This window comes from Serratia sp. FDAARGOS_506 (genome assembly GCF_003812745.1).
Lineage (GTDB): Bacteria > Pseudomonadota > Gammaproteobacteria > Enterobacterales > Enterobacteriaceae > Serratia.
Map to the genome: position 1 here is coordinate 3,499,971 of NZ_CP033831.1, position 13,790 is coordinate 3,513,760.

The 13,790-nt window shown below is 60.8% G+C and carries 14 protein-coding genes; 9 read left to right on the top strand and 5 right to left on the bottom strand.

Annotated elements, in window-relative coordinates; translation table 11 throughout:
- Nucleotides 1–106: 106 nt before the first annotated feature.
- From EGY12_RS17050 to EGY12_RS17065, 4 genes are all read left to right on the top strand, one after another.
- Complete coding sequence (locus EGY12_RS17050) at nucleotides 107–1,477, top strand: APC family permease (RefSeq protein WP_123894723.1); 1,371 nt, start codon at nucleotides 107–109, stop codon at nucleotides 1,475–1,477.
- A gap of 91 nt (nucleotides 1,478–1,568) precedes the next feature.
- Entirely contained in the window at nucleotides 1,569–2,462 is an 894-nt protein-coding gene (gene yddG, locus EGY12_RS17055; RefSeq protein ID WP_123894724.1) for an aromatic amino acid DMT transporter YddG, read from the top strand.
- A gap of 73 nt (nucleotides 2,463–2,535) precedes the next feature.
- Nucleotides 2,536–2,808: a hypothetical protein gene (locus EGY12_RS17060; RefSeq protein WP_123894725.1), complete on the top strand. Its 273-nt coding sequence runs from the start codon at nucleotides 2,536–2,538 to the stop codon at nucleotides 2,806–2,808.
- Between the two features lie 373 nt (nucleotides 2,809–3,181).
- Complete coding sequence (locus tag EGY12_RS17065; protein ID WP_025160262.1) at nucleotides 3,182–4,063, top strand: nucleoside-specific channel-forming protein Tsx; 882 nt, start codon at nucleotides 3,182–3,184, stop codon at nucleotides 4,061–4,063.
- Between the two features lie 54 nt (nucleotides 4,064–4,117).
- Here the strand turns inward: EGY12_RS17065 and EGY12_RS17070 are convergent, their stop codons facing one another.
- A complete protein-coding gene (locus EGY12_RS17070) occupies nucleotides 4,118–4,297 on the bottom strand; it encodes a hypothetical protein (protein WP_123894726.1) in 180 nt (59 codons plus the stop codon).
- A 440-nt stretch (nucleotides 4,298–4,737) separates the two neighbouring features.
- Between EGY12_RS17070 and EGY12_RS17075 the strand changes: the two genes are divergently transcribed.
- A complete protein-coding gene (locus EGY12_RS17075) occupies nucleotides 4,738–5,232 on the top strand; it encodes an anti-virulence regulator CigR family protein (protein ID WP_049200367.1) in 495 nt (164 codons plus the stop codon).
- Nucleotides 5,233–5,345: 113 nt separating this feature from the next.
- Entirely contained in the window at nucleotides 5,346–5,876 is a 531-nt protein-coding gene (locus EGY12_RS17080) for a chorismate mutase (RefSeq protein ID WP_123894727.1), read from the top strand.
- Nucleotides 5,877–5,879: 3 nt separating this feature from the next.
- Here EGY12_RS17080 and EGY12_RS17085 read toward each other — a convergent pair whose 3' ends face one another.
- From EGY12_RS17085 to hutC, 4 genes are all read right to left on the bottom strand, one after another.
- Complete coding sequence (locus tag EGY12_RS17085) at nucleotides 5,880–7,415, bottom strand: serine hydrolase (RefSeq protein ID WP_123894728.1); 1,536 nt, start codon at nucleotides 7,413–7,415, stop codon at nucleotides 5,880–5,882.
- 245 nt (nucleotides 7,416–7,660) lie between these two features.
- Nucleotides 7,661–8,464: an N-formylglutamate deformylase gene (hutG, locus tag EGY12_RS17090; RefSeq protein ID WP_123894729.1), complete on the bottom strand. Its 804-nt coding sequence runs from the start codon at nucleotides 8,462–8,464 to the stop codon at nucleotides 7,661–7,663.
- Nucleotides 8,461–9,684: an imidazolonepropionase gene (hutI, locus tag EGY12_RS17095; protein ID WP_049200373.1), complete on the bottom strand. Its 1,224-nt coding sequence runs from the start codon at nucleotides 9,682–9,684 to the stop codon at nucleotides 8,461–8,463. Before hutI ends, hutG begins: the two co-directional genes overlap by 4 nt.
- 157 nt (nucleotides 9,685–9,841) lie before the next feature.
- The gene (gene hutC / locus EGY12_RS17100) at nucleotides 9,842–10,597 is read right to left on the bottom strand and encodes a histidine utilization repressor (RefSeq protein WP_033646346.1); all 756 of its coding nucleotides are present in this window, start codon (nucleotides 10,595–10,597) and stop codon (nucleotides 9,842–9,844) included.
- 180 nt (nucleotides 10,598–10,777) lie between these two features.
- Between hutC and EGY12_RS17105 the strand changes: the two genes are divergently transcribed.
- The 3 genes from EGY12_RS17105 to EGY12_RS17115 all read left to right on the top strand — a co-directional run bounded on the left by EGY12_RS17105 (nucleotide 10,778) and on the right by EGY12_RS17115 (nucleotide 13,779).
- Nucleotides 10,778–12,148: a formimidoylglutamate deiminase gene (locus EGY12_RS17105; protein ID WP_123894730.1), complete on the top strand. Its 1,371-nt coding sequence runs from the start codon at nucleotides 10,778–10,780 to the stop codon at nucleotides 12,146–12,148.
- Nucleotides 12,148–12,705, top strand: coding sequence for a HutD family protein (locus EGY12_RS17110; protein ID WP_123894731.1), 558 nt, complete (start codon nucleotides 12,148–12,150; stop codon nucleotides 12,703–12,705). The genes EGY12_RS17105 and EGY12_RS17110 overlap by 1 nt, the downstream gene beginning before the upstream one ends.
- Before the next feature lie 72 nt (nucleotides 12,706–12,777).
- Entirely contained in the window at nucleotides 12,778–13,779 is a 1,002-nt protein-coding gene (locus EGY12_RS17115) for a LacI family DNA-binding transcriptional regulator (protein ID WP_123894732.1), read from the top strand.
- The last annotated feature ends 11 nt before the right edge of the window (nucleotides 13,780–13,790 follow it).

Here is a 13,790-nt window from a genome sequence, read left to right on the forward strand (position 1 = left end):
ACAGTGATCCCAAACCGTTTTTCCCGCCGCCTGAGCAGCAGTTTCCCCGCGGCCTCTCTGAATGACGTTGCACGGTTGACAGCAGAGGACCAAGAGGGGAAATGCCATGACGATTAAAACCATCGACGGCGGTCCTGCGGGCAAACCGCAGCTGCGCAAATCCCTCAAACTGTGGCAGGTAGTGATGATGGGCCTGGCCTATCTGACGCCGATGACGGTGTTTGATACCTTTGGCATCGTCTCGGGCCTCACCGACGGTCACGTGCCGACTTCTTATCTATTGGCGCTGGCCGGCGTGCTGTTCACCGCCATCAGCTATGGCAAACTGGTGCGCCAGTTTCCTACCGCCGGCTCCGCCTATACCTATGCGCAGAAGGCGATCAACCCGCACGTCGGTTTTCTTGTGGGGTGGTCATCGCTGCTCGATTATCTGTTCCTGCCGATGATCAACACGCTGCTGGCGAAGATTTACCTGACCGCGCTGTTCCCGGAAGTGCCGCCCTGGGTGTGGGTGGTGGGCTTCGTTATCCTGATTACCGCCATCAACCTGAAAAGCGTCAATCTGGTGGCCAACTTCAATACCCTGTTCGTACTGGCGCAGGTGGCGATCATTCTGGTGTTCATCTACCTGGTGGTGCGCGGCCTGCACAACGGCGAGGGGATGGGCACGGTGTGGAGCCTGCGGCCGTTCCTCAGCGAGAATGCGCACCTGTTGCCGATCATTACCGGCGCGACTATCCTGTGCTTCTCGTTCCTCGGCTTTGACGCGGTCACCACGCTGTGCGAAGAGACGCCCGACGCCGCCAAGGTGATCCCGCGCGCCATCTTCCTGACCGCGTTGTACGGCGGGGTGATCTTTATCAGCGTGTCGTTCTTCATCCAGCTGTTTTTCCCGTCCATTCAACGCTTCCACCAACCTGACGCGGCACTGCCGGAGATCGCGTTGTACGTCGGCGGCAAGCTGTTCCAGTCGATTTTCCTGTGCGTGACCTTCATCAACACGTTGGCCTCCGGCCTGGCGTCGCACGCCAGCGTGTCGCGCCTGTTGTACGTGATGGGGCGCGATAACGTGTTCCCGGAAAAATTCTTCGGTTACATCCATCCCAAATGGCGCACGCCGGCGCTGAACGTGCTGATGGTCGGGCTGGTGGCGCTGTCGGCGCTGTCGTTCGACCTGGTCACCGCCACGGCGCTGATCAACTTTGGCGCGCTGGTGGCCTTTACCTTCGTCAACCTGTCAGTCATCAGCCACTTCTTTATTCGCGAAGGGCGCAACAAAAGTTGGAAGGATCGCTTTAATTTCCTGTTCCTGCCGCTGGTGGGGGCGCTGACGGTGGGGGTGCTGTGGTTGAACCTGGAGAAGAGCTCGCTGACCATGGGCCTTATCTGGGCGACGCTGGGCTTCGGCTACTTGGCCTGGCTGACCCGGCGTTTTCGCCAGCCACCGCCGCAGCTGGAGCGGCAGCCGCAGCAATAAATTCACAGGCGGGAGTTTCCCGCCTTTCTTTTTGGCGTGTGCGGCAGTAGAGTGAAAAAACCGATAAAAAATAATCCATTGGACCCGCCTTATGCCCGCTTTGCCCTCGCGTACCCGCGCCACGTTGTTCGGTCTATTGGCCATTTTGCTGTGGAGCAGCGTCGTCGGCCTGATCCGCAGCGTTAGCGAAGGGCTGGGGCCGATTGGCGGCGCGGCGATGATTTACAGCGTCAGCGCGGTGTTTTTGTTGGTGGCGATCGGCGTGCCGAAGTGGCGCAGTTTTCCTCGGCCTTATCTCATCGTCGGCAGCCTGCTGTTCGTCAGCTATGAGATTTGCCTGTCGCTGTCGCTCGGCTACGCCAATACCCGCCTGCAGGCGATAGAAGTGGGCATGATCAACTACCTGTGGCCTTGTTTCACCGTGCTGATGGCACTGGCGCTCAACGGGCAAAAGGCCAAATGGTGGTTGCTGCCGGGGCTGCTGCTGTCGTTGTTCGGCATCGGCTGGATCATGAGCGGCGAGGGCGGTTGGTCGCCGGCGCAGATGCTGGCCAACGTGCGCAGCAATCCGCTCAGCTACGCGCTGGCGTTCAGCGGCGCGGTGATCTGGGCGCTGTACTGCAACCTGACCAAGAAAATCGCCCAAGGTAGCAATGGGGTGGTGCTGTTCATCGTGTTAACCGCGTTGGCGCTGTGGCTGAAGTACGCTTTCAGTGCGGAAAGCGGTATGCAGTTCAGCGCCGGCGTGACCGTGACGCTGTTGTGCGCCGGGGTGGCGATGGGGGCGGGGTATGCCGCCTGGAACGTCGGCATTCTGCACGGCAACATGACGCTGCTGGCCACCGTCTCTTATTTTACTCCGGTGCTGTCGGCGGTGTTCGCCGCGCTGGTGCTGCACACCTCGCTGACCGCCAATTTCTGGCAGGGTGTGGCGATGGTGACACTCGGTTCGTTGATCTGTTGGCGGGCAACCCGTGGAAATTAACGGAAATTATCCGCCGTCGGCGCAATGTTGAACTAGAATTTAACTAGCCATGTTGCCTGAAGGAACGACGACGATGAGAAGCGACATTCAATTTATTCAACAACCCGAAATCGACGCGCATCACTATGAACGCGGTGATACCGTGCGCTTGACCACGGCGAATCTGCGGCATGAATATCAGCTCGATGTGTATATCTTGCGCCGTGACGAGAAGCTGATATACGGTTCGGTCGTCGCGGCGGCGCCCAAAACCGACATTCCGGTCGCCAGTTGGGAGGTCAAAAACGGCGAAGAGGTGGCGTTCCGTCAGGAAAACATCGCCAAGGCGGTGCCGGCGGTGAACTGATTTCGCTTTGCGTATTTTCTCCTGATTTTGATGAAGGCCGACGTTCATGCGTCGGCTTTTTATTTTCCGCGTCGCGATGACGGGCTGGTGACGCCGTGATGACATTTGGCTCAAAAACTGCGCTAAAAATCGATGTGCATGACAAAAATCACAGCGAATGTGTATTTGAATGAAACATAATTTGACAAATGTGAACGCAATCGATTACCTATTCGCGAAATGCGTAACTGGATCACAGATTCTTACAGTCAGTGGTTTCTATAATGCGCGCGTCATCCGAGTTTCTGAGTGAAGACAACGCCAGGTGTCGGCAGACTCATTGTCATCTTTTCTAAACGGGCAGGAAATGGCCCTTTAAGCATGTGGTAATAAAATGAAAAAAATAGCTCTCGCAGCAGGTGTACTGCTCGCAGCGTCTTACAGTGCATCATCAATGGCTGATAGCAAAGACAGTCAATATGTCTCCGACTGGTGGCACCAGAGTGTCAACGTGGTGGGCAGCTACCACACTCGCTTCGGACCGCAGCTGAATAACGACGTATATCTCGAATACGAAGCCTTCGCCAAGAAAGACTGGTTCGATTTCTATGGTTACGTTGACGTGCCGAAGTTCTTCGGCGTGGGCAACACCCCGGATCGCGGCATCTGGAACAAAGGTTCCCCGCTGTTTATGGAGATCGAACCGCGCTTCTCCATCGACAAGCTGACCGGCACCGATCTGAGCTTCGGTCCGTTCAAAGAGTGGTACTTCGCCAACAACTACATCTATGATCTGGGCCATAATGCTGATGGCCGCCAGAACACCTGGTACATGGGTCTGGGCACCGATATCGACACCGGCCTGCCGATGAGCCTGTCGATGAACATCTACGCCAAATACCAGTGGGAAAACTACCAGGCTGCCAACGAGAACAGCTGGGACGGCTACCGCTTCAAGGTGAAATACTTCGTGCCGCTGACCCAGGTGTGGGGCGGCAACCTGAGCTACATCGGCTTCACCAACTTCGACTTCGGTTCGGATCTGGGCAAGGACAGCCATTGGGTTGACGGCACCGGCAAACAGGTGCGCACCGGCAACTCGATCGCCTCCAGCCATATTTTGGCGCTGAACTACGATCACTGGCACTATTCTTTCGTAGCGCGTTATTTCCATAACGGCGGCCAGTGGCAGGATGGCGCGGACATCGGCACCCCGCAGGGCCCGATCAAGTCTACCGGTTGGGGTTACTACCTCGTGGTCGGCTATAACTTCTGATTTTCCGTGTTATCAGAAACAGAAAACCCCGCCTGGCGGGGTTTTTTTTCGTCATCACTGGGCTTGTTCAACCGGGAGATGCTTCACCGGCATAAACAGCCTGCCTTTGATCACGTGACATTCATTATTTATCCAACTAATGATTTGTTCACGGCTGACGCCTTCCGCCTTCGCGTAACGATGAAGATCGCCGTTAAAGTGCCGAGTGATGTATTCCATGAGGGTCATTTGCACGTCTTTTGCTCCTGAACGCCCACCCGTTGCCAGCCTGGCCACCGCGGGAGGTTGAGGTTTCTCAGACAGCGAATGTAAATTATCGGCAACTAAATCTCAACATAAAGCACCAAATAGGGGCGACGCCGCTGGGAAAAAGAATCCCGCACGGAAGGCGGGAAGTGTTCGCTATTATCATTATGGATGATAAGAATAAGATTTGAGGTGCGACGAAAAAGAGCATGCTAACTCTTTTTTGTTACCGTCCCACGCTAGCGGAAGGCTTATTTTTCTTCAAGAAAAATCTGAGGTAAGTATCGGCATTTTCGAGGCGTTTTGCGTTAAAACAAGATTTTGGCGCGTCTGCCGTCTCGCGCGCCATCATCTCGGAGTTTTCCTTATACTTCGTCCGGGAAAGCCCCGCTATAGTCAATAGAGTCACCCACGCAGGAATACACAACATGAACAAACGTCGTACGACCCTCACGGTGTTGGCGCTGATCGCGTCGCTGGGGTTGTCATCCGCTCCGGCTCTGGCCGATAAAGGCGGCAATGGTAACGGCAACGGTAATGGCCATGGCAACAGCGGCAATAACGGTAACCATGGCAATAACGGCAATCACGGTAACAAAGGCAATAAAGACCATTATGATAACGGCGTTTATCGCAACGACGACAATCTGATCACCGTCAACCTCTCGCGCGATCGCGCCCGTTCGCTGGCGCACAACTATGGCCTGACCGGCTACCGCTCGTTGCCGCCGGGCATCGCCAAGAATCTGGCGCGCGGTAAACCGCTGCCGCCGGGCATCGCTAAGAAAGTGGTGCCGCGCTCTATGCTGCGTGAGCTGCCGCAGTACCCGGGGTATGAGTGGCGTATCGCCGGCGACGATCTGGTGCTGGTCGCACTCAGCACCGCGATTGTGGCTTCCGTTATCAATGGCGTGTTCGACTAACATCTGTCGAGCGTTATCGGGCCTCGCTGCGGCGGGGCCTTTTTATTTGCCAGCGCGGGGCTGACGTGGTGAACTTTAGCCCTGACTTTTCACTGCATCATAAGGGAGGTGCCATGTTCAGGGCGTTATTGATCGCCTGTTGTTTGACCAGTTTTCCGGCGTTGGCGGACGGCGCTGCCGCTATCGGCGAACTGGTGAACCAACGGTTGTCGTTGATGAAAGATGTTGCCGGTTACAAGGCGCAGCAACATTTGCCGATCGAAGACCTGGCGCAGGAGGCGAAGGTATTGGCCAGCGCGCAGGCGGAAGCGGGGCGTTTGGGGCTTGAGCCTGCGTCGGTGCGGCCTTTCATCGCCGCGCAGATGGACGCCGCCAAGGCGATTCAGTATCGCTATCGCGCCGACTGGCTGGCGAGCCCGGAACACGGGTGGCAGCCGCGCCCGTTGGCGCAGGTGCGCCCGCAGATTGCGCGGTTGAGCAGCCAGATATTGCAAAAGTTGGCGGAGCGGCTGCGCGCCGGCCCGCTTGGCGAAGCGGATCGGGCGGCGTTTATGGCGTCCGTTGAGCAGGTAAATCTCAGCGCTGCCGACAAACGGCGATTGGCGGATGCGCTGCTGGCGGTCAAAGCCGGCAGCGCACGCTGAGCGTCAGTCGCGGCCGATGGTGCTGCGGCGGAAGGTCAGCATCCGGCTGCGGTTGGCGATGAGATCCACGTTGTAGCCACGGAAATAGAGACAAAAACGTTTCAACCACGGGCCGTCCTGGCACTCCACCAGCATGCGGCCCTGGCCCAGCGGGCTGAGTGTACCGGTCTGCGCCGCCGGGCCGACGCCGATATGTACCCGATCGCCGCGAATTTCAAAAGCGGTACGATAGTGCGGGTGATACCACAGCCCCTGCACATGCTTCAGGCAGTCGCCGTTGGCCGTGACCGGCAAAAAACGGCGCGCTACATGCCCAACCTCACCCTCGACCGCTTCGCCGGTCCACTTCAATTTTATCGGCATATGGGCGGACAGCGACACCGCGTATCCATCCTCGCCCTGATACAGCGGTTCGCCGCTGCCCAGATAGGCCAGGTTACCGTCTTTGACCTCCAGCCAGTGCGGTTCGGCCAGTGCGGCGTAAAGGCCGTCGGGGATCGCCGCGCTGCGCTGCGGCAGCGGTTCGCCCAGCAGCGCCGCCATCACCTGCAGGACCATACCGAAACTGTCGCAGTCTTCGCGGTTGGCGACCAGCGCGACGCCGGCCCGGCGGTCGGGCGCCAGCAAGAAATAGGTTTTATAACCGGCGTGGGAACCGCCGTGACCGAGCAAGCGGCGGCGGCCCAGCGGAGTCTGCGCCAGTCCCAGTCCATAGGCACTGAGCTGGCCCTGATTAAGGCGACGTGGTGCGCCGAGTTGCACCAGCACGCCCTGGCCGGGGCCCCGGTCGGCCAGCAGCGTCTGCAGCCAGCGGGTAAGGGCGTTGAGGCTGCCGGTCAGGCTGCCGGAGGCGGAAAGGTGCAGGCCGGCGCTGGCGTGTTGCCAGCCCTGCGGCGCACGCCAGTAACCCGGCACCAATCCCGGCACCACGTCGAACCAGCTTTCCGGCGCCCGCATTTGCACCTGCAGCGGCTGAGCGATGTGTTGTTGCACCAGTTGGTCGAAATCATAGCCTTTGCTGCGTAGCGCCGCCTCCAGCAGCCGATAGCCGGTATTGCTGTAGGCGATCTCGCTGCCGGCTTCGTAGTTCAGCTTCTCCAGCCCTTCGACAAACTGCATGACTGGTTGCGCCTCGCTGACGGCATGCAGCGAGATGCCGAGCAAACCGAGCGTTTCGCGCACGTCGGGCAAGCCGCCGGTCATGTCCAGCGCCTGGCCGACGGTGACGTCCGCCAGCGCGGGCTGCAGGGCGGGCAGCAGTTCGCCCAGGCGTTGATCGAGCCGAATGGCGCGTTCGGTAGCGTTCAGCGCCAGCGCGGCGAAGATATGTTTGGTCACTGAGGCGTAGCGCACTACGCTGTCGGCGGTGAAGGGGGTGTTCTGCGCCAGATCGGCCAGGCCGGCACAGGCGGTGGCGCGGAGTTGTTCGGCGTCAAACAGGGCGATGGCGCCGCCGGGTTCGCCACGCCGTTGCCAGCCGGCCAGCAATTGTTCGGCGAGGGCGCCGGCAGCGCGCCAGTTTAACGGTGTTACAGACATAGGGCCTCCAGAGTGATGGTTCGAAACGGGCCAGCTCGGCCACACGCCGCCCGGCGCTGACGATGAGCGCGGGCTTTTCGGCTGATTGTGGCGCAGTGCGTTTTTCGTCGGCCGCTGTTTTGTGCGCTGTTTAGACCAGTCAGTGGGGAATCACGCGAAACTTTGATATAGCGCGCAGATTGCGGCTGACGTTGCGGTTAAAGGCTGGGGGAGAAACAGGCGCCCGGCGGCGCCTGCAGAGGAGATCAGTTCAGTCTGGCGGCGCTGTCCAACAGGCCTTCTATCATCTGCTTGAGCAGGCGCTGCAGCGAGGCGGCGCGCTGCGGTTCGAACGCGAAAGGATACTGTTCGGACATGTAGTTCACCTGCGCCAGTTCGAGTTGGATCGCATGCTGTTGCTGCTGCGGCTGGCCGTAGGCGCGAGTGATGTAACCGCCCTTGAAGCGGCCGTTCAGCACGTGGGTGTACTGCTGTTGCTGCTCGCAGCAGGCAACCAGCCGATCGCTCAACGCCTGGGCGCAGCTCTCGCCGCCGTTGGTGCCGAGATTGAGATCCGGCAGCTTGCCGTCGAACAGCCGCGGGATCACCGAGGCGATGGAGTGCGCGTCGAACAGCAGCGCATAGCCGTGCTGCGCTTTGATGCGCGCCAGTTCGTCTTGCAGCTGCTGATGATAAGGTTGCCAAATCTGCTGCAGATAGCCGGCACGTTCTGCGTCCGTTGGCGTTTTGCCCGGCAGGAAGCTTGGGCGGCCGTCGAACAGCACGTCGGGATACAGGCCGGTGGTGGCGGTGGTGTACAGCGGCTTGTCGTCCGCCGGGCGGTTCAGATCGATGACGAAGCGCGAATAGTTGCCGACCAGTACGCTGGCGCCCATCGCCTTGGCGAAGTCGTACAGCTGCGGAATGTGCCAGTCGGTATCGGGCAGCGGGCGGGCGTCGTCGGTCAGCCCGGCCTCGACCGCCGGTGTCAGTTGCGTGCCGGCGTGCGGGATGCTGATCAGCAGCGGCAGGTTGCCGCTCTGGAAGCTAAAAGGATCGCGAATGGTCATTGACGTACTTCTCCTCGGAAAATCACCGTACAGGGCAGCTGGCCGCCCAACCAATAAGCCAGTTCCGCCGGCCGCGACAGCGGCCAGTGAACGAAGTCCGCCACCTTGCCGGTTTCCAGCGTGCCGTGGCTGTGTTGCAGCCCCAGCGCTTTGGCGGCGTGGGTGGTGACGCCCGCCAGCGCTTCTTCCGGCGTCAGGCGGAATAGCGTGCAGGCCATGTTGATCATCAGGCGCAGCGACAGCGCCGGCGAAGTGCCGGGGTTGGCATCGCTGGCGATCGCCATCGCCACGTGGTGCTTGCGGAACAGCTCTACCGGTGGGCACTGGGTTTCGCGCAGCAGGTAATAGGCGCCGGGCAGCAGCACCGCCACGGTGCCGGCATCGCCCATGGCGCGGGCATCTTGTTCGGTGGCGTATTCGAGATGGTCGGCGGAGAGCGCGTGATGGCGCGCCGCCAACGTGCTGCCTCCGAGGGCAGAGAGCTGCTCGGCGTGCAGTTTGACCGGCAGACCGGCGGCTTCGGCGGCGGCGAAGACCCGTTCCACCTGCGCCGGTGAGAACGCCAGATGTTCGCAGAAGGCATCAACCGCATCCGCCAGGCCGGCGGCCGCCGCCTGCGGAATGATGGTATCGCAGACCAGATTGATATAATCGTCGGCGCGGTTGGCGTATTCCGGCGGCAGCGCATGGGCGGCCAGACAGGTGGTTTTCACCTCGACCGGCAGCAGCTCGCCCAACTTGCGCGCCACCCGCAGCATTTTCAGTTCGCTCTCCGGGCTGAGGCCATAGCCGGATTTGATCTCCACGCAGGTGACGCCTTCCGCCAGCAGCGGCCGCAGGCGGAACAGTGCCTGCTCCAGCAGCAGCGCTTCGTCGGCCTCGCGGGTGGCTTTCACGGTGGAGATGATGCCGCCGCCCTGCGCGGCGATGTCGGCGTAGCTCACGCCGTTCAGCCGCTGTTCGAACTCGCCGCTGCGGTTGCCGCCGAACACTAGGTGTGTGTGGCAATCAACAAAGCCGGGTGTGATGATGCCGCCGTCGAATTTCACCGTTTCATCCGCGATCAGGCCGGGCGGCAGCGCCGCATGTTCGCCAATCCAGACGATCTTGCCGTCGCGCACGGCGATCGCGCCGTCGGTCAGAGTGTGGTATTTGCCGTCGCGCATGGTGACGATATCGGCGCCGTGCCACAGGCTGTCACAGTGAATCTCAGACGTCATTGCTTTCCTCCGCCGGAGCCGCAGCTCCCACATGGTTGTATATACAATTAAAAACAACCTAACGCATTCACCGGGATGTCACAAGAGGCGGGAGAGATTTTGTTATAAGGATGTGATCGACAGCGGAGATGCGGGCGCAGGGGGCGCCCGACGGGGATCAGACTTCGCTGGTGAAGCGGCCGAACAGTTGATAACGGCTGCCGGGGTACAGCAGCCGGGCCGAAGTCACCACGGTTTTGCCGGACCAGGTGCGGCGATGGATCAGCAGACCGGGTTCGTGATCCTCCAGCTGCAGCAGCTCGCGCTCGCGCCGGGTGGGGATCACCGCTTCGACGATGTGTTCGCCGGCGGTCAGCGGTGCGGCCTGCGTCAGATAAGTGTAAGGCGTGACGCGATCGAAATCCTGCTTCAGGTAATCCGGCGCCACCAGCGGGTTGACGCAGCGGTCTTCCACCTGAACCGGCACATCGTTTTCGTAATGCACGATCTGCGAGTAGAACAGCCGTTGGCCGGGCTGAATGCCCAGTGCCGTCGCTTCTTCCTCGCTGGCCGCACGGGCCTTCAGTTCGAGGATCTTGCTGCTGTGGCGATGACCGCGCGCGGCGATTTCATCGGCGATATTGTGCACTTCGAGCAGCGCGGTATGCGCCTTGGCTTCGGCGACGAAGGTGCCGACGCCCTGCATGCGAATCAAAAAACCTTCGCTGGTCAGCTCGCGCAGCGCGCGATTGATGGTCATGCGGCTGACGCCCAGTTCCGCCACCAGTTCACTTTCAGAGGGCACGCGCTGGTGCGGTTGCCAATGCCCCGCACGGATTTGATTCACGATCGCCTGTTTGACCCGTTGGTAGATCGGGGCGGGGGCATCGCTCATTGCGGCCGCCAGTTGTAACACGGTCTGTTGTTCAGCCACGACGTTAACCTCGTCAAATAAAAAAATAATAACACCAGTTTACTGTTGATGTCGGCGTATGTATATGTATATACAACTAGTGGCCGTCGCGCCAGAAACTTGCCGGCGACCGTCAAAAATTCCTGAATGCGCGCCATCGCCGCGCCGCATTCGTCGTTACATCAACAGTGGAATACTGCCATGCCTGCTTATTTTGCCCCACGCGCTTTGCTCCCTGAAGGCTGGGCGCATAACGTCCGGCTGGACGTCGATGCGCAAGGTTATCTGACACAAGTTACTGCCAACGCTGAACCGCAAGGCTGCACCCGGCTGCACGGCGACGCGGTGCCGGGCATGCCGAACCTGCACTCCCATGCTTTCCAGCGCGCGATGGCCGGGTTGGCGGAAGTGGCGGGTAACCCGCAGGACAGCTTCTGGACCTGGCGCGATCTGATGTACCGCCTGGTGCAGCGCCTGACGCCGGAGCAGGTGGAAGTAGTCGCCCGTCAACTGTATATCGAAATGCTCAAGGGCGGATACACCCAGGTGGCCGAATTCCACTACCTGCATCACGACGCCGACGGTAAGCCTTACGCCGATCGCGGTGAAATGACCGGCCGCCTCAGCGAGGCCGCGCATCAGGCCGGTATCGGCATGACGATGCTGCCGGTGCTGTACAGCTACGCCGGTTTCGGCGCACAGCCGGCACAGCCGGGACAGAAACGTTTTATCCAGGATACCGAAAGCTACCTGCACCAGCAGCAGGTGATTGCCCGTCAGTTGGCGGATCGTCCGTTGCAGAATCAGGGGCTGTGTTTCCACTCGCTGCGTGCGGTGGAGCTGGGCCAGATGCAGCAGATTTTGGCCGCGTCGGATCGCACCTTGCCGGTGCATATTCATATCGCCGAGCAGCAAAAAGAGGTGAACGACTGCCTGGCGTGGAGCGGGCAGCGCCCGGTGGCCTGGCTGTATGACCATCTGCCGGTGGATCAGCGTTGGTGTCTGGTGCATGCCACCCACCTGGATCGCGATGAGCTGGAAGCGCTGGCGCGCAGCCGCGCGGTGGCCGGCTTGTGCCTGACGACCGAAGCCAACCTCGGTGACGGTATTTTCCCCGGCGACGCTTACCTGCAGCAGCAGGGGCGCTGGGGCATCGGTTCCGACAGCCACGTTTCGCTCAACGTGGTGGAAGAGCTGCGCTGGTTTGAATATGGTCAGCGGCTGCGCGATCAGCGCCGCAACCGACTGACAACGCCGGAACAGTCGGCGGTGGGCGATGTGCTGTATCAGCAGGCGCTGCAGGGCGGCGCACAGGCGTGCGGCGCGCCGATTGGCCGCTTGCAGAGCGGCTATCGCGCTGACTGGTTGGTGCTGGACGGCGACGATCCGTATCTGGCGGCGGCGCCGGATGCTTCGATCCTCAACCGTTGGCTGTTTGCCGGCGGAAAAGAGCAAATTCGCGACGTGTTCGTCGGCGGCCGGCAGGTGATCGAGCAGGGTCGGCACGCGCTGCAGCAGCAGAGCAGCGCCGAGTTCCTGCAGGTGCTGAAAACCTTTCAGCAGGAGGCGTAATGAGCCTGACCCGTTTTAACTTCGCCGCGCTGCCGGTCAGTCCGTGGCGCAACGGCGGTGGTGAAACCCGTGAAATCGTCAGCTGGCCGCCGGGTGCGCAGGATTTTGACTGGCGCGCCAGCATCGCTACCATCGCGCAGGACGGGCCGTTTTCCGCCTTTACGGGCATCGATCGCTCGATCACCTTGCTGGAGGGCGACGGTGTGCGGCTGTTCAGCGCCGGGCATATCGACCATCAGTTGGCTCGCGTCGGGGAACCGTTCGCGTTTTCCGGCGACGTGGCGCTGGAGGCGACGCTGCTGGGTGGCGCCAGCCAGGATTTCAACATCATGACGCGCCGCGGCCGGCAGGTGGCCGAGGTGCGGCGCAGCACGGCGCCCGTCACTTTGCCATCCAAGCGGGCGGGCGTGCTGTATGTGCTGAGCGGGGTCTGGTCGCTGCCGGGGGGTGGCGAACTGCGGGCTCGCGAAGGGGTGTGGTGGACGGCAGCGGGCGGAGAAGTGGCGCCGCTGACAGAGGACGGTGCTATCTTGTGGGCGAATATCACAGCCTGCTAATGCAGAGTAGAGTCCTGCGCCCGGTTATGGGATTATTCACTTTTTCCCATTAATCATCATAAAGAAGGGCGCATGGCTTCGCTGAAAGACGTCGCAAAACTTGCCGGAGTCTCGTTGATGACGGTGTCCCGCGCCATCAATGAACCCGGCAAGCTGCGGCCGGAAACCTACCGCCGCGTCAAACAGGCTATCGACCAGTTGGACTACGTGCCGGATCTGTCGGCGCGGCGCATCCGCGGTGACGGAAATCGCGTGCAGACGCTCGGCGTGCTGGCGCTGGACACCGCGACGACGCCGTTCTCGGTGGAAATGATCCTGTCAATTGAGAAAACCGCGCGCGAGCGAGGCTGGAACAGCTTCGTCGTCAACCTGTTTGCCGACGACAACGCCGAACAGACCGTCGATCTGCTGCTGGCGCATCGTCCGGATGGGGTGATCTTCACCACGATGGGGCTGCGCGAGGTGACATTGCCGGCCAAACTGCTGGACAAAAAGCTGGTGCTGGCCAACTGCGTCAGCCCGGCGCATTCGATCGCCAGCTACATTCCTGATGACGAGCAAGGGCAGTATGACGCCACGCGCGCGCTGATCGCCAAAGGCTATCGCGCGCCACTGTGCATTCATTTACCGGTGGATACGCTGGCGGCGGGCCTGCGCCGTCGCGGTCTGGAACGCGCCTGGCGCGAAGCGGGGCGCGATGTTGAACAGCTACGGCAGTATCACCTCGATCTGAGCGGCGGCGACCAAAGCTATCGCGATTGCGTCGCGTTGCTGGAGCGGCATTTCTCTGCGGGGCGGGGCGATTGCGACGTCGTGGTGTGCGGGAACGATCGGATAGCCTTTCTGGTGTATCAGGTATTGCTGGCGCAAGGATGGCGGATACCGCAACAGGTGGCGGTGCTGGGTTACGACAATATGGTCGGCACCGGCGAGCTGTTCCTGCCGGCACTGACGACGGTACAGCTGCCGCATTACGAGCTGGGCCGCCTTGCGGCGCTGCATGTGATTGAGCAGCGTGAGCAGCGTGAGACGGTGAAAGTGCCTTGCCCGCTGTTGGAGCGTGGTTCGCTGTAGCCACACCGGGT